Here is a 20,010-nt window from a genome sequence, read left to right as displayed (position 1 = left end):
TTTTTCTTAGGGTTTAAGAAAAAGGTAACACCCATAGGGAAGCAGTCAAATTAGAGAGACTATCACCTGTATTCAAGAAGGGAAGGTTTGGAGTCTTTTTCCCGCGTAAGCGGTTGAGTTCAACAAGTTATTCTGGAGTTTCCCGATAACACTCCTTTTTGAGTATTATCCGTCTTTTCTATCAGTGTTATTTAATCATTCGGCGTATGGCGCAGGCTTATACGCCCTACCGCTACGGGGCTGCAAACCCCTAAACCGAACTGAAGTCAGAAACAATTATGCACTTTGAAGGTCAGGCCGTAAAAACAGCGAAAATCAAAGATTTTCGCTAATAGATTTTTTTATCCCTTGACTAGCGGGGACCATATATGTGTTATAATTTTTTTGTTATTGAACTGTTAACTCTTTAACAACACTACTGGAAATAACATTTGCTAGTTTTACAGGAACAGCATTTCCAATTTGCCTCATAGCTTCAGACCACACGCCTGTAATTTGGTAACTTGCAGGGAATGTTTGAATTAATTTTGCTTCTAAAGTCGTATAGTATCGGACTTCTCCATTTGGATAACGAATCATGTTTTCACCACCAGGAACACCATGATCCCCAGCCTTGATTGTTTTTGAAGGTAAATCAAGGGGACTTCCTGTATGTCCAGGATACGCTTTTGCTCCGGGTCTAAATATATGGTCTTGGTGTTCTGTCAACTCTCTAGCGTTGGGTGTAGGCAAATGCCCTATAGCGTCGCGAACTGTGCGCCAAGGTTTTTGAAGTGGGGCAAAAAGACTATATTGTTGTTTAAGTTTTTTTGTTTTTTGAAGAATACTTTGGCTAACTAATGAACTACTGAGGTCACTAATATTATGTCTACCCCAATATTCTTTGGTAACAAATTGGCTCCAGAGTAGACTTTCTTCTGAATGAGTTGGTTGAGGAAAACTCCATGATAAATTCAAATCATTTCTTATTCCAACGATAATAACTCTTTCTCGTTTTTGTGGCACACCATAATCTGCTGAGTTAATGAGCCTATAAACAATGTTATACTTCAGAGAATTTTTACCCCCTGAAGTATGATTTTTTTCTAACCTCTTAAGATGGTTTAACCACTCTTCTTCAGGCTTCCTGATTATTTCAGGATACGTTAGCTGAAGTAAGATGTAGTTAAAATATGATGCAAATGACTTTCGTAACAACCCTTTGACATTTTCAAAGATGAAGGCCTTGGGAGTTAATTGTTGTATTGCTTTTATTGCATAAGGAAACATATCTCTCTTGTCTAAATGGCCCTTATGATTTCCTCCAAGAGAAAAAGGTTGGCATGGCGGACCACCAGCAATAATTGAAATGTTTTTGAAGTTCTGGAAATTAAATAGTTCTATATTGCCTTCATAAACAAGTTTCTTTGCATAGTTTTGTCGTAAAGTTTTACAAGCTTGAGAATTTAATTCAACAAAGGCCTCATGATTAACACCTGCCAACTCAAGCCCTTTAGCCAAGCCACCTGCACCTGAAAAAATTTCAATACTATTTAACATACTGTAGTTACTCTTTAGAATTTGTAAAATAGGATGCAATATTTTCTTGAACTTTTATATCCGTTGAATGTTCACCTTTACATTTTTCTGCCCATTTTCTTCCGGGATGCAACACGTCCCAATCAGACTTTGCCTGGTTATATCGACCTTTCCCCGGGTCATGGTTGCCAAAACCATCAATAGATGAATTCCATAAAGGAGTATATAGCCTGATTAGTGCAGCTTCTACTGTTCCTATCATGCTACTCGCATAATTTTCTAAAATCATGAATCGACATCTAAAGTCGTTGCACTCGAGATTTGAAGCCTGCAAAATACTTCTTGAGTGTTCTTTAAGCCTCGTATGTAACTCAAAAGTTATTTTGTTTTCTGTAGAAATAGTTCTGGCTTGTCTCCAGCCTGTTGGCACAGCTTTCCCAATATAGATTGGTAAGTCAAAAGAAGTGCGATTCTGTTCGTAAAGCTTTTTGTATTGGGGGAATCTTCCAATGTAATAAATGGCATAAACACCAGTCCCATGAAACTTTTCAGGTGGTGGTAGCATATGAACAGGCGTGCCGTTAAAGAATCGAATTGTATCTTTTACTAATTCTTCGAATTCATCGGAATGGTATACATGTTTGTCTCTTTCAAATTTAATCATAGTTCGTCAATTTTAAATGTTTGGCTCGTTTTTGTCTCTAAAATTATAACGCAAAACTGAGGGTGCGAAAAAGCGCTAGCTTTTAAGCATCCCTCTCAAGTGAGTTATTATCTGCTTTTTCAGAGTTATCTTCATTTATAACTGTAGATATAAATTCATCTTGGTGGTCAATAGTCTCTCTATGCCCTAGTAACAGCGAGATAAAACTAACTATAGCGATAATTGTTATTACTAAAATGTTTTCTGGGAAATAATAGTTATAATTATTGCCCAGATTAAATAACATCCATTTATCTTTATTTATCACATAGAATAATACTAGCCATAGTAAATATGCTACTATAGTTGCCGCTGCACCATTTCCATAGGCTTCTCCGATTGCCATAAATCGCTCTAAACGCTGATCATCTTTATCATCTTTCTTGGAATTCCGAAATTTTCGCAACACTTCGTGAAACTCGCAGGTTGGCGAATACTTCACAGAATAACGAACTATCCTTATATGGCTCCCAATGGCTTGTGCAGCCAATCCGATGATCCAGGAAAAAGTGAGTAGAAGTATCCAAACGACGAATTGAAGCTTTGATTTGAATAAATCAATATAGCTGAAACAATCTAAGGTTATAACGGTTGTGAATAGAATAACTGCTCCAGGCACGACTTTGCCCGCTAAATCACGAAGCAAAAAATGGCTATATAGAAGCTCTATAATATATTTCAGTTCTTTCATAATGTGCATATGATATAGGTTGGTAATTTTATACCGCTAAGTTATTATATAGTTTCCCGATAACACTCTTTTTCGAGTATTATCCGACTTTCTACTTCTCTTCTTTCTTCAAGGCCATCGTTCTGTACTGTTCAATATCTTCATCTTCTTTCAATAACTTTTCTTTATACATATCTTCATCAAAATGAACAATGGGCGTCATATTGCTTGACTTATAGAGATGGCATTCACCGGGTAAGTCCTCATTTCTATCGAGAAACACAGAAACCTCTATTTTTTTCTCAATAAAATCATGAGCAATTTTATTGGGCACATTTTTATGAACAGTTACAGTAAAGTCAGCCCCTTTAAAAGTCACCTTGCACAAGTCTTTTTTTGCAAGTTCCCTTAATTCCTTTGCATGCTGCTGATCCATCGGCATCTCCTTTTTTAAAATTAAATCTTTTCCATTAAATATAAATTGATAAGTCTTTACGGCCAGTTCCCGTATTTTAGCTAAAAGCTCGTGGGGAGAACAGGGTTTTTCTACAAAATCATCGGCGCCGGATTGAAAGCATTCTTCACGGTAGTTGTGATTTCCTGAATAGGCCATGATGGGGAAGTAGCTTAAGTCGCGCCGCATGATGCGTGTCGCCTCACAGCCATCCATTATAGGCATCTCTACATCCATAATGCAAAGGTCATATAAGCCTTTGTTTCTTTTTGCCTCATTGACGGCCTCCTGCCCGTTGGCCGCCAGGTCGAAGTCAAAGCCCCAGGCTTTCATCATCATTTCCATTGTTTTTTGAAGAGCTGTATGGTCTTCGGCGATTAGCAGTTTCATTTTATTCCCCCTTTTTAAAAGAATGTTGCAGGTTACAGGTTGCGAGTTACAGGTTTTAAAACCTTAAAATTCTCTTTCGACACAGATGAACACAGATAAGATATGATTATCACTGATAAACCTTTATTTTATATAAACCTTTGAAAAATCATAATAAATCAGTGTAAATCCGTGTCAAAAAAATTTTGCTCTTAATCCAGTCAATCCTGTTAATCCTGTCAAAAATAATCTTTCGATCTTGTGCTTTTCGTGCGCATGACGCACGCTACAAGGCTTTTTTTAAAAGAATGTTGCAGGTTACAGGTTGCGAGTTGCAGGTTTTAAAACCTTAAAATTCTCTTCCGACACAGATGAGCACAGATAAGATATGATTATCATAGATGAATCTTTATTTGATATCTCTCTTAAAATCATATTCAATCAGTGAAAATCAGTGTCAATTTTTTTTATTTTTTTATCCCGTTAATCCTGTAAATCCTGTCTAAAATTAGCTTTTGACCTGGATTCCCGCTTAAACAATGCGGGAATAACAACATTAAGGGCAAGCCCCTGGCCCGGAACCTGACATTCACCCTTTAAATCCAATCTCCCTTTTAGGTTTATCAGAGGATGCCATTAAAGCCCTGATAGTATCGAAAACAACCTTGAACTGTTCATCATATTTCTTTTCCATTTCCTCAAGCTTTTTTGACAACTCCTTGTTTGAGGCCAGCATTTCCCTCAGCTTTACAAAAGCTCTCATGATTGCAATATTAACCTCAATGGCTCTGTCACTTCTTAAAACACTGGATAACATGGCTACACCCTGTTCAGTAAAAACATTTACATTGGGAGCATGTTTAATTTTAGAACTTATCACAGTTTGTGATAAGTTCATGATCTCTTCACGCGAAAGAAAAAACATAAAATCTTCCGGGAAACGTTTTATATTCCTCCTCACAGCCTGATTCAAAACTCTGGTTTCTACTCCATATAATTCTGCCAGATCACGATCGAGCATCACTTTCTGCCCCCTGATCAACAGTATCTTTTTCTCTATAACCTCTACAGGAAGACTTACTATCATCTATATCAATTCCTTTCAGATCAAAAAAAGCCCTTAACCATTACCGGTCCGGGCTTTTCCTTTCTTTCAATCTCTTTGCATCCCTCATTTACAGTCCCCCATGCTTTTGTTTTATTTTTTATACATTAAGCAAGGGAGTTTGTAAACAAAAAGGAAGGTGGTTGCCGATTGCATGTTTAAATTCAGTTAATTATGCAGACGCTGTCAAAAATTTTAAGATTCCTCACAACCCTTCGAAATGACAACTGTCTCACATTTCTTCCTCTTATTAATAAAGAAAGCCAAAAAGCCAGAGAGGGATTTTGTTTCCGAAACCGGTTTCCATATTATCAAGGGCAAGATATGAATGATCGATATTTTTTATTTGAGAGAAACTTTTGTTTTTGCCTCCCACTTCAAAAAGGAGTTTTCCCTTTACAAGAAAATCTCCTTTGGGGGGAATCGATATCCGGTTTGTTGTCTTTACCATGTTAAGGAAGAAGGTTTCCCTTATGCTCCCTACCTCGGGTTGCAGACTTTCTGTGAGGGCATAAATCAGGTTGGGATTGTTGAGGTATATTTTTTCAGGTTTTTCCATTCCCCCAAGGCTTCTGCTCCCTTTTGAGAGAGTAAGAATGATTCCCGCATCTTCAAGGTACTTAAGGTAGGTTTTCAGTGTTCTTTCATCACCGATATGGAGTGTGGTTTTGAGCTTTCGAAGATCAGGCGTAAAGGGAACTGATGAGGCGATGACTGAAACAAGTTGTTTTATCTTTTTTATGCTGTTGCCGGTCAGGGCCGGATAAATAGCGATCAAATCCGACTCCAGCGTTGTGTGTACATTCTGCTCGAGAGTGATGTGAAATAGTTTTACGTCTCTATATTCGGAAAAATAGGGATAATAACCATGACTAAGATAATCACTGAAAAGGGCGAGAATTCTGGAGCCCCTTTCCTCTATGGTGGTAATAATTTTATTTGCTATCTGCTCATGCTCTATAACTATCTTTTCAAGGTTGCAGCAGCCAAGCTCGATGCCGAGTGTCAGTTCTATATACTCCCTGAAGGACATACCGAACATGCGATAGACAACGGCCCTTCTGCTCAGATCGTGTGTCCCTTTGTGGACTTCCAGCGCAGAGCTCCCTGAAGCGATAATTTTGAGACCGGAAAATGTATCATGGATGCTTTTTAACTCAAGAGACCAGTCAGGGTATTTATGTATTTCATCGAGGCAAATTAACTCTCCACCCAGACGATAAAACTGTTCCGCTATTTCATAAAGGGCGTACTTTCTTGTGAGAAAGTGGTCTGCTTGAATATATATGGCTTTTTTCGTGTTTATGTCGCTATAGGATGAAAGAAGATACTGAATAATGGCCGTTGTCTTACCGACACCCCGCTGACCTACAATAATTGAAAAACGGTTCTCAAGGGGACTTGTTTTCAGGAAGTATCTCTCATATTCCCTGTTGCTTATCTTGATAAAATTCCTGCTGAGCCTGAAAAGTTCGTCAAGCATTGCTTCTCACCTCCTATAATGGATTGCAATACTAAATTACCACCTTTTAATTAGTATTGCAATCCTAATTAAAAGGTGTGCCCATCAACATTTTTACAGGGAGTTAAAGATAGTTGCCGGATGCAGGTTACAAGTTGCGGGTTAATATTTTTTAAAATCCTTATCAATCCCTATTATCTGCGTCACCCGTGTTCTATTCCCATCTTTTTTAAATAGCCTCCTTTTCCGCCATATGTTATCATTCGCCATCAACAACGACAGCAGGAGAAGCACTAGTGAACGACAAGACTCAAGAGGGCGCTACCGAAACAGGGCCTTCTAACTTTATCAGAAATATCATCGAAGAAGACCTTAAGCAGGGGGAAAAGGGTGGTAAGGTTATTACCCGCTTTCCACCGGAGCCGAATGGATATCTTCACATAGGCCATGCTAAATCGATATGCCTCAATTTCGGGCTTGCCGGGAGATATGACGGCACTTGCCATTTACGCTTTGACGATACCAATCCTTCGAAGGAAGAGGAAGAATACGTTAATGCCATCATTGAAGACGTAAAGTGGCTCGGTTTTGACTGGGGTAAAAACCTCTTTTATGCCTCAGGCTACTTTGAGCAGATGTATGACTATGGCGTAGAACTGATTAAAAAAGGGAAAGCCTATGTCTGCTCACTCAATGCTGATGAAATGAGGGAAGGCCGCGGCACACTGACCGAAGCGGGGACTGAAAGCCCTTACCGAAACCGTTCAGTCGAGGAAAATCTCGACCTTTTTGAAAAGATGCGAAAGGGAGAATATGAAAACGGCGCCCATGTATTGAGAGCTAAAATTGACATGGCCTCGCCCAATCTCAATATGCGCGATCCCGTTCTTTACCGCATACAGCATGAATCTCATCACAAGACAGGTGATAAGTGGTGCATTTATCCTATGTATGACTTTGCCCACTGCATTGAAGACTCCATCGAGGGAATTACCCATTCTATCTGTACTCTCGAGTTTGAAGACCATCGTCCCCTCTATGACTGGATACTCGATGCGCTTGAAGTCGATTGCCATCCGCAACAGATAGAATTTGCAAGGCTTAACCTGAGTTACACCCTGATGAGCAAAAGAAAGCTACTTACGCTGGTGGAAGAGGGCCATGTTTCGGGATGGGATGATCCACGTATGCCTACACTGGCAGGACTTAGAAGACGGGGATTTCCACCGGAAGCCATCCGTGATTTTTGTGACAGGATCGGTGTGGCAAAGGCAAACAGTATGGTTGATGTGGCCATGCTCGAACATTGTGTCAGGGAAAATCTGAACGAATTTGCCCCAAGAGCCATGGCTGTTTTGAATCCGCTAAAAGTGATCATTGAGAACTATCCCCATGGACAGGTTGAAGAGATGGATGTTCCCATCCATCCGGCAAACCCCGATATGGGAAAAAGGAAAGTGCCCTTTTCAAAGGTGATCTATATTGAAAGGGATGACTTTATGGAAGAACCTCCAAAAAAGTTTTTCCGCCTTGGGCCCGGGAGGGAAGTGAGGCTGAGATCAGCCTACTTTATTACCTGCAATGAAATCATAAAAGACGACAAAACTGGTGAAGTTATCGAACTAAGATGCAGCTATGACCCTGAATCACGTGGCGGCTCGTCACCTGACGGACGCAAGGTAAAGGGGACTATCCACTGGGTATCATCAGAGCACTCTGTCGAGGCGAAAGTCCGTCTCTATGACAAGCTTTTTCTTTCGGAAAATCCCGGTGGAGGAAAGGGAGGAGCAGATTTCAGGGAAGACCTTAATGCCGGGTCACTTATAAAACTGAATAATTGCAGGGTAGAGCCTTCTCTTGCCAATGCTGCACCAGGCAGCCGCTACCAGTTTGAACGGCAGGGATACTTTTGTGCTGACGTAGATGGGAGTGAGAAGAGGCCCGTTTTTAACCGTATCGTTCCCCTTCGCGATAGCTGGGGCAAGGTGGGAAAGAAATAAAAAAACTAACAGATAAATCTACTCACGATGCTACTCAACTCGTCCTTATCAAAAGTCTTTTCAATAAAGTCATCTGCTCCGAGTTGAGTAAAGCCGTCCATCGCTTCCATTGATTTATCAACGCTTACGACGATGACCGGCGTCTTTTCAGTATCCGGTATATTTCTTAATCTTTCCAGCAACTCGAGACCGCTCATTCCCGGCATATGCGTATCAATAAAGATGAGATGCGGCAGTGCCCTTTCCAGACATTGAATAGCTTCTTCACCATTTCCCGCTTCAATAAAAGAGACATCCATTTTTTCAAGCCTCCCCTTCAATAGGTCTCTCATTGATTCATCATCATCGACGATCATAATGGATGGTTTTATGTGGGGAAAGTTCATATAGAAGGTTGTCCCATTCGCCGGGGAAGAAGATACGGTAAGATCACCGTAATGACTTATCATTATGTCATGTGATAGAGGTAGGCCAAGGCCGCTGCCCCCCTCATCAGAAGTCCCTCGCGTCGAACTTTTTTCATCGTATTTAAAGAGGGCTTCCATTCGTGATTTCTCAATGCCGATGCCTGTGTCCGACACGGCTATGACAGAACTTTCTCCCTGAGGGATGTAAATATCAATGCTGTCTCCCCTGTTACAAAACTTGACGCCATTTGAAATGAGGTTACGAAACACTTCCAGTATGAGCCTTTTATCTCCATAGAGGCGAAAATCTGAAGGGAGACTGCTTTTTAGTGTTATCCCTTTTTCTCTGGCAAGTATTGCATAATTCCTGATGGCCTGCTGAGCGATTTTATCAGCATGCACAAAGGAATAGTTGGGGTGCATAATCCCACCCCGGATTCTGTTCATGTTAAGGATTTCATTGATAAGAGAAGTCATATCATTACAGGCTATTTTTCCCTCTTCAATCATATCTTTCCCCTGATCTGAAATCTGCTGGCTTGCTTCAATGAGGTCCAGATAGCCTGCAATCCTGTAAATAGGATTTTTCAAATCATGGGAAACAAGGGAGACAAACTTATCTTTCAGTCTGTTCGCTTCTTCGGCTACCTCCTTTGCCTGACGTAAAGCCTCTTCTATTTTCCTCCGTTCAAGTATTCCTGCCAGCGTTGCAGCAATTGTTTCCAGAAATTCAATGTCATTTTCATCCCTTTTGGCCCCTTCATCAAGGTAAAGATTAATGACACCGAGCACTTCTTTTTTACTTTTGATGGGAATACAGTAATGGGCATGAGGCTTGATTTCTTCGTACCTGATATTGTGGCGGTCATTATTGCAATCGGTAAAAACCGTCTCCTCATCAGCGATAGCCCTTCCACATAAGCACTGGTCAAAGGGAAGGTCCTCTTTACACAGTTCCAGTAACCTGGCTCCAAGCCCTCTGTGAGAGATCATTCTGAGTATTTCCCCTTCCTTTTCTACAACAAAGATAGCTCCACTTGATTTAAGAGGGATAAAGGGGATGGAAAGAATCTCATCAAGGCAACGATCCAGCAGTTCGTTATAAGAAATATCTTCCAGGGAAAGAGAGAGAAGATAATTAAGAATCTCCTCCTCCAGATGGTTTCTCTTTATTAGCTCTTCAGCTTCAACCTGGTCCGTAACATTCTGGACAAATGAGGCTACGGCAATGACTTTTCCGCTATTATCAATAAGAGGCGTATTGTGCCACTCGCATAAAATTGTACGCCCGTCTTTTGTTACATTTTCGCTTCTTCTTAATGTGCTCTCTTTGTTTTCTATAAGTTCCGACCATACCTTTCCCGCTTCTTTTGATTTAGAAAGGGGTATAATTATTTGCCTTGCATCTTTCCCTATCGCTTCTTTATCTGCATAACCGAATATCTTTTCAGCGGCAGGATTCCATGCAGTAACCACAAAATCAGTATTCCAGCGAATGACGCCGAGCGGTGTTTGCTGAACATGGAGAGAAAACTTTTCTTCCGATTTTTTTAGCGCATCTTCAGCCTTCTTCCGTTCCTCCACTTCGGTAATCGCCCTGTCACGCATCTTCCTGTAATCCATAATACGCCTGGTTTCATCGGTCACGTCATGGATAGCAAAAAGGGCATAGGCTTCCTTATTATCGAGGGAGGGGATGGATGTTACCGTCGTCTGCTGTATACGCAGATTCCCATTTTCCATTGGAGATGGGATTAAATGCCTGTGGAGTTGGGAAGAAAAGATTAGCGGAGGACCAAACTCGAATATCCCTTCAATCCGGTTTGCATAAATCTTTTTATTGAAATGAGGATAATGATCACCGATGTGGTTATTTTCTATTTCGCTTCGGGCTACTCCCGTCCACTCTTCAAGGCAGCGGTTCCAGAAAAGAACAGTAAAGGCGCTGTCAATGATGAAAACACCGAAAGGGACGTAATCAAAGGCTGAAAACAATTTTACTTCTGAATCTTTCCCTTGCATCGTTTAAGCGAAAATCCTCCTAAATGCTATCTATAAAGTTATCTACAATAGAGAAAAGTGAGTCAAAAGAAGTTACCTCAAAAAGGACCATAATGTCCCCCTCTATACTGAGCTCTTCCGTACTAAAGTGAGCTTGCATTACAACAATCAAATCATCGGGGTCATTCCCGGCAGATAAAAGCATATTATCAATGCAATCTTCTCTGTATTGGGGGAGTGAATAATAGAGGCGCTGTTCAAGCAGATTGGCGAAGGAACCGGTGACGCCGTTTAAAATGATATTTCCTATCTCGCATAAAGTTGCGATTCTTACGGAATCAAAATCGATCAGGTCAAAATCATCTTCCGTAACGGCAGCAACAAGGTTGGCAGCCATACCCGGTGGAAAGGCCATAAGGGCAATGCCGGCCAGGTTGCCCTGAAAATGGAGATGAACCGTTGACAGTTTTTCTGAATCATCAGATTTAATACTTTCAAGAAATTCAGACTCTCTGTAAATATTTACGGAAGGAACATGGAGTACTATATGCGATGAAAGAAGTTCATTTAAGGTGGAGGCCGCCCTTCCTACTCCGATGTTAATAATTTCCTTAAGCGCATCTGCCCGGTTATCATTAAGCTCCATCTGATTGTCAGTTGTCCTTAGCCAAAGCTTTTTCGATAGCTTGCGCCAGTTCATCACTGCGAGGAGGTTTGTTGAGGAAGGCCCTGGCGCCCAGTTTGAGGCATTCCTTGCGGACACTCTCCTGAATATCTGCCGTCTGGATAATAACAGGTATGTCCCCATGATCCTGTTGAAGCTTTTTCAGTATTTCAACTCCCGACATGCCGGGCATGAGCAAGTCAAGTAAAATACATGACGGTGAATAATCTCTTGCCATTTTAAGGCACTCCTCCCCACCGTCTGCGGCAAGCGTGTCATAACCCAGGAGTGATACGATCTTCATTGTTGCCTTACGAGCGAATGATGAATCATCAACAACAAGAATTGCAGCCATAGAAGCCTCCATCAAAAAACCGTACGCTTAAAAAATTATTAGAAATATTCTAACATACTTTCTATTTAATTTAATTTACTTTATTTGAGCGTTTTTATGATAAATAAATTTTTTGATTAAATCGACCAGAAGCTGAGGTTCATCGAGCTGTATGAAGTGACCACCGGTCTCAACAATTTCCAGTTGTGAATTTTTTATTGCCCTCTTCAGCTTTTCACTGATTTCGGCGTTAAGGTAAATATCAGTTTTTCCCCTTATAATCAGCACCGGGAGCTGCAGCGCTTTCAGGCCTTCTGATATTGACAGGAGCTGCATATTATTAAGGCTCTTTGCAAGCTGCAGAAAAGCCCTCTTGCCCCTCTCCTTTCTCAATGGCTGATAAAAAAGATCCATTATTTCATCTGTAACACGCTCTTTATGATAGACTCCCCGCTTCACAAGGAGCTTAAAAAAACCGAGATCAAGAAGGGCCATCGCCAGCTGCCTGATAATGGGCGTCCTCATGCTGACTATGGGCTGGACAGGCCAGAAATCATAGGCAACGGTATTGATAAGTACAAGATCATAAAGCCTCTTTGCATACCTGACGGAAAATATCTGCCCAATACCTCCACCAATATCATGGCAGACCAAATGAACCTTCTCAAAACCCAACTTACCCATGACTTTTCCTATGATTTCAGCCTGTGCGGAGATAGAATAATCGGCGTCTTCCGGCTTATCCGAATCACCGCAGCCAAGGAGATCAATTGACGTGACATCAAAATTTTCTGCTAAATGTGGAAGAAGATTGTCCCAGATAAAGGACCACGTTGTCATACCATGGATAAGGAGCATAGGCTCCCCTTTACCGGTTCTGTGATAGGCTATTTTGTGGCCATCTATTTCTGCATAACTACACTGGTTCATATATAACAGCTGCTCTCCTCTATTTAATTATAGTCTGGAAATGAGGCAAAACAAAGCGATCATAAAATATGAGCTAAGCCATAGATTTTGATGCCGCCAGGCTGTCATTTTTTTGATGGATCATTTAAAAAAATGAGGCCAAATATAGATTGAAAGGATTTCATGAAAAAGCGCAGCACTATAAATGGCAGGCCTTTTTAAACAATTAGTTTGCCCTGCCTTATTTCTTCTTTATAGAAACTTAAACAATCTGTACAATAGCGCCAGTGAAAGTCTTTGCTCTTGTTAAAAAAATGTGAGGCACAGGGTAGTTGAAAATGGAAAGTGGTCGGGGTAAGAGGATTTGAACCTCCGGCCCCTGCGTCCCGAACGCAGTGCTCTACCAGGCTGAGCTATACCCCGAAAAAATATGTGAGAATTCTATGAGCTGCGTTGAATCAAGTCAAGAAAAAATATGGAAACCCTCTCTTTACCTGAAGGCATTGAGAGCACCCTTTCTTTCGGCAACAACACTTCCCATGATCCTCGGCGGATTGCTTGCACTAAAAGAAAAAGAAGGAAGCATGCTTCTCTTTGCGCTCATTATTACCTGCGGAGCGCTTATTAATCTTGCAACCAATACACTCAATGACTATTTCGATTATATCAAAGGCTGTGACAATAAGGAAACGCCACGAACACCATTTAGCGGTGGCAGCGGTCTTATTGTTGATGGACTGCTCACCACTGAAGAGGTATCGAGATTATCGACTGTACTTATTTTTTTTGCATTTACCTCAGGACTTGTCATACTCACGCTGAGCCCTGCCAATCCTTTTATCGTATTACTTCTTGGCCTTGGCGGTATTTTTCTCGGCTATGCGTACAGCGCACCGCCATTTAGCCTGTCTTCAAGAGGTCTTGGCGAATTGGCCGTTTTTTTAGCCTGTGGCCCCCTTTCCGTCATTGCGCCCTGCTACATTATGAGCGGTGCTTTTTCAACGACATCTCTTTTTGCCTCCCTTCCACCGGGACTCATGACGACGGCAATTCTCTGGATCAACCAGTTTCCTGATTTTGAAAGTGATAGAAAGTCGGGCAAGAGAAATCTTCTTGTCAGGATAGGAAGAGAAAAAGGACGGCTTTTTTATTTTATGCTCCTAATGGCTGCTGCGGGCACTCTTGTTTTTGCATCTCTGGCTTCCTTCCTTCCTATGGCAAGTCTTTGGGGGCTCGCCTTTCTTATTCCCTTGCCAGGGGCAGCAAAAATACTGGCAAAAAACGATAAAAACCCTGAAAAACTTATTCCCGCCATGGCCCTTACCATCCTGTCCCAGACCCTTCTGTCCATTGCCATGATCCTGGCAGTCATCATCTGAGTTTCCCATTTTAATTGACTAAAGTTGTCTCCTCTGTTATTTATGATTTGATATGCAACACGAAGGATACCTTTCACTAGGGTCAAATATGGGAGACCGGGCAGGAAACTGCCTCAAGGCAATTGAAATACTGGGTAAAATAAAAGAAACGAAACTTGTCTCGCAATCATCTCTTTATGAAACCGCCCCCATTGGTTATGAAGACCAGGCGCCTTTTATTAATATGGCCGTTAAGATCATTACAGCCATGAATGCCCCCGGTCTGCTTTCTCATATCAAAGCGATTGAAAAATCACTGGGAAGGGTCAGGACATTCAAATGGGGACCGAGACTGATCGATATCGATATTCTTTTTTTTGATGACGAAATTATCTCCGGGCCGGGACTTAAGGTACCCCATCCCGCCATGGAGGACAGGGCTTTTGTGCTTCTTCCCCTTGCTGAGATAGGGAGTGAATTTATACATCCCCTAAAAAAAACAAGCGTCGCTCAAATGGCAAAAGAAGTTCCCCGTAAAGAAAGTGTAAAGAGGATTACGGTCTGAGATGAATAAAAATCATGCAAAAGTAAAATGCTTTTTCCCAATCTTTCTTCTCATTATTACCCTGACGGCCTGCGAGGAGAAGGGAAAGCTCAAGATCAGTGAAGAAGTGGCAAAAACCGATCCCATGAAGTCTGAACGAACAGTATCAGACTATGAGGAAGCAATCCGCAATTTCAAGGAACTTCTCAAAAAAGAACCCGACAACGTAATACTCCTCATCTCTCTCGGCAACGCCTATTTCGATATCGGTCACGACATGGAAGCCATCAAGGTTTACAGGAAAGCCCTGGAAATCTATCCCGACAATGTGGCCGTCAGAACGGACCTGGGAACAGCTTACCGCAGAATCGGCCAGCCGGACAAAGCGCTGGAAGAGTACAGGAAAAGCCTTGCCATAGATCCACGCCATTCCATATCGAGATATAATATGGGTGTCGTTCTTTTATGGGACAAGAAAAAAATGGAAGAAGCCATCACTGTCTGGGAAGAATTACTGCGAATTGATCCCTACTTTGTCCTTGCCGAGGAACTGAAAAATAACATAAAGCTTTTAAAAGACATGCTGAAAGAAGCGAGAGAGAGAAAGACGTAATCATGCGAATTATTATATATCTCCTCATTTTCTACTTTACCTTAAAATTCCTCAAGTCCCTTTTCACACCTCGTGAAATCGGGAATGCAAAGGGGAAGGAAGGAGAAGAGATGGTGGCCGATCCCTGCTGCGGTACTTATGTCCCCAAAAGTACGGCCATCGTTAAAAAAGTGAGGGGAGAAAAGCACTACTTTTGCAGTACCGATTGCTGGAAGAAATATAAGGAGGGCAGCTGATAGATCAGGGAAATATAATGAGTCATAATTAACCACAAAGGACACAGAGAACACAAAGAAAAAACAAAAGAAAGACAGAGCAAGGTGTGAAAAATAAAATCAATATTTTTTCTCTGTGTACTCTGTGATCTCTGCCGTTAAAATAGCTTTCTCAATCCAAAAAATCAAAACCCTCCCGACATGGCAAAGAAGGAACGCAGTTTATCATTAGTCTCCCTCAAACGCCGTGAGAGAGTTCCCACAAATTTTGTGAGAATTTTATAACCCATTTCACGGTTCTTCTCCATAAGAGACTGGAGATCTTCTTTTGAAATGCTGATAAGTGAAGAGCCTTCATGGGCCGTTGCATCAGCTGTTCGGGTAATATCTTCGATTAATGCCATTTCTCCAAAATAGTCACCCGTTCTAAGAATGCTGAGCGCCTCTTCTCCCATACCGGGAATACTTTTGCTGATCCTTATGGCACCGGCAATAATAATGTAGAGCTTGTCACCTTTATCGCCTTCACTAAAGATTTTGTCTCCGCCTTTGAAGTCTTCCTGTTTTGTAAGGGCGAGCACCTCATTTAGCTCATCAGCAGTCAAGGTATCGAAAAAACTGATCTTTTTCAAAACGTCTCCATCCATCCCCTTCCTCCATTTTAGGGTATCTCTAAAAATAGTGATTTTTTTATGAGAACAAGGCAGCTCTGCGCTCAGAACCGCAGCGTATACGAAATAAATTAGGATTCGAGCACAGAACTGACGCCGTTATGGCGGGAAAAGTGCATTTTTAGAGGTACACTTTATTCAAAACAGTGGCCTGATATACACTCTTCTGCAGCCATGGCCGCCGTGGCGCCATCACCTACTGCAGTTGCCACCTGTCTTGAAAGTTTACGCCTCACATCGCCTGCGGCAAAGACGCCCGTAACCTTGGTATGAGTATCATGATCGGCGATAATATAACCGCCGTCATCAAGTTCGACAAATCCATTCAAAAAGTCTGTATTGGGAATCATTCCCACATAAATGAAGGCGCCTTCCACTTCAAGTTCGCTTGCTGAACCGTCTTTTACATTTTTTATTTGAAGTGACTTTACGGCATGATCACCTTTCACCTCTTCTACAACAGAATCCCAGACAAAGTCGATCTTTTCATTGGCAAAGGCCTGCTCTGCCGTAATCTTTTCGGCCCTTAATTCATCTCTCCTGTGAATAACGTATACCTTGCTGGCAAATTTAGTAAGATAAATGGCCTCTTTTACGGCAGAATCCCCTCCGCCCACAACAGCCACAACAGCGTCCCTGAAGAATGCGCCGTCACAGGTTGCACAATAGGAAACGCCTTTGCCGGTGAGCTTTGTTTCACCGGGGACATTAAGTCTCCGCGGCTCGGCGCCGGTACATATCAGTACCGTCTTGGCCCTGATCTCTTCATTGCCGAGCTTGAGCACTTTCATATTTCCATCCATTTTTATTTCATCTACTGTGGAAAATTTGAATTCCGCACCGAAACGCTTTGCCTGCAGTTCAAACTTCTCCATCAGGTCGGGCCCCGTCACCCCTTCGGGAAACCCCGGATAGTTGTCGATCATATGGGTAATCGTTGCCTGGCCTCCCACCATCAGCTTTTCAATGACAAGCGTTTTGAGCATGCCTCTCCCGGCATAAATAGCTGCCGTCAGTCCGGCAGGACCTCCCCCTATGGTTACAAAATCATAGTTGTTGTCAGACATTTAATAAATCCTCCTCATCTATTTTTAATGTAATGCCTCATTATGATACTTCCAACATTTCATTCTCTTTTATACCGAGAAGATAGAGTATTGAATCGAGGCTTTTTTGTGAAATACTGTAGTTTGCCGCTTCTCTTACCGTCTTTTTGGCGTTAAAGGCAATACCGAGACCGGCCTTACCGAGCATGGGCAGGTCATTTGCGCCATCCCCTATGGCGATGACCTGGTCCAGGGAAACAGCTTCAGCAGAAGCAATTTCCTCTAAAATTTCCGCTTTTCTCAGGCCGTCAACAATTTCTCCCAACACCTTGCCCGTCAGTTTCCCATTTTCAATTTCCAGGCTGTTTGAAAAGGCGTAGTCAAGGCCAAGAGCCTCTTTGAGCCTGCTTGTAAAAAAATCGAAGCCACCGCTTATAACCGCCGTCTTGTAGCCCAGTTTTTTAAGTACCCTGATAAGGTTTTCAGCGCCCGGCGTAAGAGGAAGAGACTGATAAACTTTTTCCAGGGCATCATCGGCAAGGCCTGCCAGCAAGGCAACTCTTTCTCTTAGAGATTCATTAAAATCAATCTCGCCATTCATGGCCCTTTCCGTAATTTCCTTAACCTTATCTCCCACCCCGGCATGCGTCGCCAGTTCATCGATAACTTCCACCTGGATGAGAGTCGAATCCATATCCATAACAACGAGGCGCTTGGAACGCCGGTATATGCTCTCTTTTTGGACGGCTATATCAACACCCGTTTCATGGCTGATATCAAGAAAAAATGCTGTTAGTTCCTTTATATGAATCGGATGGTCAGAGCTTACCGTAATCTCGAGGCAGTGCAGATTTCCCCTGGCCAGTTTACCTATTTTTTCAATATTAAAACCTTTTTCAAAAAGTTCAGCCGTAACGGTAGCCATCACTTCCGAAGTAATATAATCGCCGAGACAGGTAATTACGCATTGGTGTTCAGCGGGAGGATTAACGATGGAATCCTTTTCGCTCACAAGCCTGAAGTCGAGACTGATGTTCATCTCCTGCGCCTTGTATAGAAGGTCTTTGAGGAGTGGCTTCTTTTCCTCCTCTTTTACATCGATAAGAATGGAGAGAGTAAGTATATTGTGTATAACCACCTGTTCTATATCTAAAATCTCAGTGCCTGCATCTGCAATTATCTTTGTAAGGGTTGCCGTTATACCGGGAGCATCCTCTCCTTTTGCGGTGATGAGCACCGCCATATTGTCTCTGCTCATTCCTCTTTTACGCGCCGCAGTACCTTTCTATAATCTTTTCAACAATATTGGTTGAAGATGATCCTTCAACGAAAGGGATTCGTAAAACTTGCCCGCCATTGTCTTTAACGATATCACTCCCGATGATTTCTCCCTCACCCCAGTCGCCCCCTTTAACGAGAAAGTCGGGTTTAAGTTCATTAATTACATGATAGGGATCGGACTCGTCAAATATGGTTACAAAATCAACGGATTCCAGTGATGCAAGCACCTCTGCCCTTTCCGTCTGGGTCACAATGGGTCTTTTGCTTCCCTTGAGCCCTCTCACCGAACTGTCACTATTAAGCGCAATAACAAGATAGTCGCCGAGCGCTTTAGCTTCCCTGAGATACCTTACATGTCCCACGTGAAGAATATCGAAACAGCCGTTGGTAAAAACAATTTTACCGCCTGTCTTCCGAATTGCCCCTAATGTCTCTTTTAGTTCGTGGATTACTTTAAATTTGCTTTTCAAAGTTTTTCAACCTTGAATTCACCGGAGGTTGGATTAAAATGGAGCCGGTAAGATTCCTTTCCATCACTGCTTTTAAAATCGACCATATTACCGAATACGGTCTTTGCTTCCTGCAAAAGAAATTTCAGGTAGTCACTGTTGGAGGAGTGCATTTCTTTCAGCACTTCGATTCCTTTTTCGTCACCGGTAAGCTTCATGATTCATAATGCTCAAATATTTTACCCAGAGTAAGCCTGGTCAGAGTTGAAACAGATATGAGGTTCTTAATTTCGCCCATTACTTGTTTCTTGTCACCATTAATGACTATTTCATCCTTTTCCACCATCAGGGTAAGGGTCTGGATAACGTCGCCCATAGTAAGATTATTGATTTTGTAAAGATCGAGCCTCGATGAAAATCCTTTAAGAGGAAACATGCTGCTGAGCTTTTCTTCATCTCCGGTAAGGGCCACGCCTTCATCTTTGATCTTGACCATATGTATCGTCGGATAGGTTGCCCCCGCAGGGTAACTGGACATGAGTTGAACCAGGTTATTTTCTTCAAGAAAAAAAAGATTCTTGAAAAGGACCTTTTCGTCGATTTCAAGGGTGTCTACCATTTCAACGAACTTCACCGCCCGGGGATGCTTTTCATCAAGGTAGGACAATATTTCGCGGCTTACCTCGTTGTTTGACTTGGCCATGGCAACAGCTACGATTTAAAGGTTAAGTAAAATAAAAATTCAGTATATCAATAAAGTATTAAATGTCAAAGAATTTTCCATTTGAAAAAGGCAGGGACAGGGGCTGTGAAAAAGAGGATCAAAGCCTTATATCTCCTGCCTTTACAAGCGCACAGCGCAATGCGGCAGAACCGAATATTTCATGGATTGCCGTCACAGCGGCTATGGTCGTAAAGATACCTGCTCCAATGGCCGGAAAGCAACGCTAATTACACCAACAGTCATTACCTCTTTTACAAGCATAATGAAGCGTCCTAAAGTCCCTTATGGAAAGTTAAGAAATTCTACCAGAGGTCATGAGGGTGCTTTACTTCCCATCTGTCCTGGCATTCGTGGGAACAAAAATAGAATGCTTCCCCTTTCAGGTACATAACGGCAGCAACTGATTTTGCCGTTTTTATCCGGCACATTTCACATTCTACAAGTTCACTTTCCTCTTCACCTTTTTTTTCATTCTTACTTGAACAGCAGTCCATGAATTTCATCCTTTTTGAT

23 protein-coding genes and 1 tRNA gene are annotated in these 20,010 nt (G+C 42.0%); 6 read left to right on the top strand and 18 right to left on the bottom strand.

The window, feature by feature from the left end:
- Nucleotides 1–387: 387 nt before the first annotated feature.
- From OEV42_02920 to OEV42_02895, 6 genes are all read right to left on the bottom strand, one after another.
- The gene (locus OEV42_02920; protein ID MDH3973209.1) at nucleotides 388–1,539 is read right to left on the bottom strand and encodes a DNA cytosine methyltransferase; all 1,152 of its coding nucleotides are present in this window, start codon (nucleotides 1,537–1,539) and stop codon (nucleotides 388–390) included.
- Between the two features lie 7 nt (nucleotides 1,540–1,546).
- Nucleotides 1,547–2,182 carry an Eco29kI family restriction endonuclease gene (locus OEV42_02915; protein MDH3973208.1) on the bottom strand — a complete coding sequence of 212 codons (636 nt, stop codon included), beginning with the start codon at nucleotides 2,180–2,182 and terminating at the stop codon, nucleotides 1,547–1,549.
- Nucleotides 2,183–2,264: 82 nt separating this feature from the next.
- Nucleotides 2,265–2,912, bottom strand: coding sequence for a hypothetical protein (locus OEV42_02910; GenBank protein ID MDH3973207.1), 648 nt, complete (start codon nucleotides 2,910–2,912; stop codon nucleotides 2,265–2,267).
- Nucleotides 2,913–3,003: 91 nt separating this feature from the next.
- Complete coding sequence (locus OEV42_02905) at nucleotides 3,004–3,735, bottom strand: response regulator (protein MDH3973206.1); 732 nt, start codon at nucleotides 3,733–3,735, stop codon at nucleotides 3,004–3,006.
- Between the two features lie 568 nt (nucleotides 3,736–4,303).
- Nucleotides 4,304–4,801 (bottom strand): ORF6N domain-containing protein, encoded by a 498-nt coding sequence (locus tag OEV42_02900; GenBank protein ID MDH3973205.1) that lies wholly within the window; start codon nucleotides 4,799–4,801, stop codon nucleotides 4,304–4,306.
- Between the two features lie 268 nt (nucleotides 4,802–5,069).
- The gene (locus tag OEV42_02895; protein MDH3973204.1) at nucleotides 5,070–6,302 is read right to left on the bottom strand and encodes an AAA family ATPase; all 1,233 of its coding nucleotides are present in this window, start codon (nucleotides 6,300–6,302) and stop codon (nucleotides 5,070–5,072) included.
- A gap of 275 nt (nucleotides 6,303–6,577) precedes the next feature.
- Here OEV42_02895 and OEV42_02890 point away from each other — a divergent pair, with 275 nt between their 5' ends.
- Nucleotides 6,578–8,281 (top strand): glutamine--tRNA ligase/YqeY domain fusion protein, encoded by a 1,704-nt coding sequence (locus tag OEV42_02890; protein ID MDH3973203.1) that lies wholly within the window; start codon nucleotides 6,578–6,580, stop codon nucleotides 8,279–8,281.
- 5 nt (nucleotides 8,282–8,286) lie between these two features.
- Here the strand turns inward: OEV42_02890 and OEV42_02885 are convergent, their stop codons facing one another.
- The 5 genes from OEV42_02885 to OEV42_02865 all read right to left on the bottom strand — a co-directional run bounded on the left by OEV42_02885 (nucleotide 8,287) and on the right by OEV42_02865 (nucleotide 13,019).
- Nucleotides 8,287–10,710, bottom strand: a complete 2,424-nt coding sequence (locus tag OEV42_02885) for a PAS domain S-box protein (protein MDH3973202.1) — start codon at nucleotides 10,708–10,710, stop codon at nucleotides 8,287–8,289.
- A 19-nt stretch (nucleotides 10,711–10,729) separates the two neighbouring features.
- Complete coding sequence (locus tag OEV42_02880) at nucleotides 10,730–11,335, bottom strand: chemotaxis protein CheC (GenBank protein MDH3973201.1); 606 nt, start codon at nucleotides 11,333–11,335, stop codon at nucleotides 10,730–10,732.
- A gap of 7 nt (nucleotides 11,336–11,342) precedes the next feature.
- Nucleotides 11,343–11,708 carry a response regulator gene (locus OEV42_02875; protein ID MDH3973200.1) on the bottom strand — a complete coding sequence of 122 codons (366 nt, stop codon included), beginning with the start codon at nucleotides 11,706–11,708 and terminating at the stop codon, nucleotides 11,343–11,345.
- Nucleotides 11,709–11,783: 75 nt separating this feature from the next.
- Complete coding sequence (locus OEV42_02870) at nucleotides 11,784–12,617, bottom strand: alpha/beta hydrolase (GenBank protein MDH3973199.1); 834 nt, start codon at nucleotides 12,615–12,617, stop codon at nucleotides 11,784–11,786.
- A 325-nt stretch (nucleotides 12,618–12,942) separates the two neighbouring features.
- Nucleotides 12,943–13,019 (bottom strand) — tRNA-Pro (locus tag OEV42_02865).
- A gap of 20 nt (nucleotides 13,020–13,039) precedes the next feature.
- Here OEV42_02865 and menA point away from each other — a divergent pair.
- From menA to OEV42_02845, 4 genes are read left to right on the top strand one after another with little or no spacing between them, the layout of a single operon-like run.
- On the top strand, nucleotides 13,040–13,975 hold the full coding sequence (gene menA / locus OEV42_02860; protein MDH3973198.1) for a 1,4-dihydroxy-2-naphthoate octaprenyltransferase: 936 nt from the start codon (nucleotides 13,040–13,042) through the stop codon (nucleotides 13,973–13,975).
- 52 nt (nucleotides 13,976–14,027) lie between these two features.
- Nucleotides 14,028–14,519: a 2-amino-4-hydroxy-6-hydroxymethyldihydropteridine diphosphokinase gene (folK, locus tag OEV42_02855; protein MDH3973197.1), complete on the top strand. Its 492-nt coding sequence runs from the start codon at nucleotides 14,028–14,030 to the stop codon at nucleotides 14,517–14,519.
- 1 nt (nucleotide 14,520) lies between these two features.
- Entirely contained in the window at nucleotides 14,521–15,111 is a 591-nt protein-coding gene (locus tag OEV42_02850; protein ID MDH3973196.1) for a tetratricopeptide repeat protein, read from the top strand.
- Between the two features lie 2 nt (nucleotides 15,112–15,113).
- Nucleotides 15,114–15,347: a hypothetical protein gene (locus tag OEV42_02845; GenBank protein ID MDH3973195.1), complete on the top strand. Its 234-nt coding sequence runs from the start codon at nucleotides 15,114–15,116 to the stop codon at nucleotides 15,345–15,347.
- 164 nt (nucleotides 15,348–15,511) lie between these two features.
- On the opposite strand, the gene OEV42_02840 is transcribed toward OEV42_02845, so the two are convergent.
- From OEV42_02840 to OEV42_02815, 6 genes are all read right to left on the bottom strand, one after another.
- Nucleotides 15,512–15,973, bottom strand: a complete 462-nt coding sequence (locus OEV42_02840; protein ID MDH3973194.1) for a cyclic nucleotide-binding domain-containing protein — start codon at nucleotides 15,971–15,973, stop codon at nucleotides 15,512–15,514.
- Nucleotides 15,974–16,131: 158 nt separating this feature from the next.
- Nucleotides 16,132–17,064 carry a thioredoxin-disulfide reductase gene (gene trxB / locus OEV42_02835; GenBank protein MDH3973193.1) on the bottom strand — a complete coding sequence of 311 codons (933 nt, stop codon included), beginning with the start codon at nucleotides 17,062–17,064 and terminating at the stop codon, nucleotides 16,132–16,134.
- 40 nt (nucleotides 17,065–17,104) lie between these two features.
- Complete coding sequence (gene serB, locus OEV42_02830; protein ID MDH3973192.1) at nucleotides 17,105–18,301, bottom strand: phosphoserine phosphatase SerB; 1,197 nt, start codon at nucleotides 18,299–18,301, stop codon at nucleotides 17,105–17,107.
- A 7-nt stretch (nucleotides 18,302–18,308) separates the two neighbouring features.
- Nucleotides 18,309–18,794: a D-glycero-beta-D-manno-heptose 1-phosphate adenylyltransferase gene (rfaE2, locus tag OEV42_02825; GenBank protein ID MDH3973191.1), complete on the bottom strand. Its 486-nt coding sequence runs from the start codon at nucleotides 18,792–18,794 to the stop codon at nucleotides 18,309–18,311.
- Nucleotides 18,791–18,991 carry a hypothetical protein gene (locus OEV42_02820; GenBank protein ID MDH3973190.1) on the bottom strand — a complete coding sequence of 67 codons (201 nt, stop codon included), beginning with the start codon at nucleotides 18,989–18,991 and terminating at the stop codon, nucleotides 18,791–18,793. The genes rfaE2 and OEV42_02820 overlap by 4 nt, the downstream gene beginning before the upstream one ends.
- Complete coding sequence (locus OEV42_02815; protein MDH3973189.1) at nucleotides 18,988–19,476, bottom strand: hypothetical protein; 489 nt, start codon at nucleotides 19,474–19,476, stop codon at nucleotides 18,988–18,990. Before OEV42_02815 ends, OEV42_02820 begins: the two co-directional genes overlap by 4 nt.
- Nucleotides 19,477–19,538: 62 nt before the next feature.
- Between OEV42_02815 and OEV42_02810 the strand changes: the two genes are divergently transcribed.
- Complete coding sequence (locus OEV42_02810; GenBank protein ID MDH3973188.1) at nucleotides 19,539–19,724, top strand: hypothetical protein; 186 nt, start codon at nucleotides 19,539–19,541, stop codon at nucleotides 19,722–19,724.
- A gap of 75 nt (nucleotides 19,725–19,799) precedes the next feature.
- Here the strand turns inward: OEV42_02810 and OEV42_02805 are convergent, their stop codons facing one another.
- Nucleotides 19,800–19,991 (bottom strand): hypothetical protein, encoded by a 192-nt coding sequence (locus OEV42_02805; GenBank protein ID MDH3973187.1) that lies wholly within the window; start codon nucleotides 19,989–19,991, stop codon nucleotides 19,800–19,802.
- Nucleotides 19,992–20,010: the final 19 nt, after the last annotated feature.

The sequence above is a fragment of the Deltaproteobacteria bacterium genome (assembly GCA_029860075.1).
Taxonomy (GTDB): Bacteria; Desulfobacterota; JADFVX01; order JADFVX01; family JADFVX01; genus JAOUBX01.
Note: the sequence above shows the minus strand (reverse complement) of the source record. Positions and strands in the feature narration are given on the sequence as shown.

Bases quoted from the DNA above. Each gene is read 5' to 3' on its own strand.
- OEV42_02920 (MDH3973209.1), bottom strand. From the start codon at position 1,539: ATGTTAAATAGTATTGAAATTTTTTCAGGTGCAGGTGGCTTGGCTAAA.
- OEV42_02915 (MDH3973208.1), bottom strand. From the start codon at position 2,182: ATGATTAAATTTGAAAGAGACAAACATGTATACCATTCCGATGAATTC.
- OEV42_02910 (MDH3973207.1), bottom strand. From the start codon at position 2,912: ATGAAAGAACTGAAATATATTATAGAGCTTCTATATAGCCATTTTTTG.
- OEV42_02905 (MDH3973206.1), bottom strand. From the start codon at position 3,735: ATGAAACTGCTAATCGCCGAAGACCATACAGCTCTTCAAAAAACAATG.
- OEV42_02900 (MDH3973205.1), bottom strand. From the start codon at position 4,801: ATGATAGTAAGTCTTCCTGTAGAGGTTATAGAGAAAAAGATACTGTTG.
- OEV42_02895 (MDH3973204.1), bottom strand. From the start codon at position 6,302: ATGCTTGACGAACTTTTCAGGCTCAGCAGGAATTTTATCAAGATAAGC.
- OEV42_02885 (MDH3973202.1), bottom strand. From the start codon at position 10,710: ATGCAAGGGAAAGATTCAGAAGTAAAATTGTTTTCAGCCTTTGATTAC.
- OEV42_02880 (MDH3973201.1), bottom strand. From the start codon at position 11,335: ATGGAGCTTAATGATAACCGGGCAGATGCGCTTAAGGAAATTATTAAC.
- OEV42_02875 (MDH3973200.1), bottom strand. From the start codon at position 11,708: ATGGCTGCAATTCTTGTTGTTGATGATTCATCATTCGCTCGTAAGGCA.
- OEV42_02870 (MDH3973199.1), bottom strand. From the start codon at position 12,617: ATGAACCAGTGTAGTTATGCAGAAATAGATGGCCACAAAATAGCCTAT.
- menA (MDH3973198.1), top strand. From the start codon at position 13,040: ATGAGCTGCGTTGAATCAAGTCAAGAAAAAATATGGAAACCCTCTCTT.
- folK (MDH3973197.1), top strand. From the start codon at position 14,028: ATGCAACACGAAGGATACCTTTCACTAGGGTCAAATATGGGAGACCGG.
- OEV42_02850 (MDH3973196.1), top strand. From the start codon at position 14,521: ATGAATAAAAATCATGCAAAAGTAAAATGCTTTTTCCCAATCTTTCTT.
- OEV42_02845 (MDH3973195.1), top strand. From the start codon at position 15,114: ATGCGAATTATTATATATCTCCTCATTTTCTACTTTACCTTAAAATTC.
- OEV42_02840 (MDH3973194.1), bottom strand. From the start codon at position 15,973: ATGGATGGAGACGTTTTGAAAAAGATCAGTTTTTTCGATACCTTGACT.
- trxB (MDH3973193.1), bottom strand. From the start codon at position 17,064: ATGTCTGACAACAACTATGATTTTGTAACCATAGGGGGAGGTCCTGCC.
- serB (MDH3973192.1), bottom strand. From the start codon at position 18,301: ATGAGCAGAGACAATATGGCGGTGCTCATCACCGCAAAAGGAGAGGAT.
- OEV42_02820 (MDH3973190.1), bottom strand. From the start codon at position 18,991: ATGAAGCTTACCGGTGACGAAAAAGGAATCGAAGTGCTGAAAGAAATG.
- OEV42_02815 (MDH3973189.1), bottom strand. From the start codon at position 19,476: ATGGCCAAGTCAAACAACGAGGTAAGCCGCGAAATATTGTCCTACCTT.
- OEV42_02810 (MDH3973188.1), top strand. From the start codon at position 19,539: ATGTCAAAGAATTTTCCATTTGAAAAAGGCAGGGACAGGGGCTGTGAA.
- OEV42_02805 (MDH3973187.1), bottom strand. From the start codon at position 19,991: ATGGACTGCTGTTCAAGTAAGAATGAAAAAAAAGGTGAAGAGGAAAGT.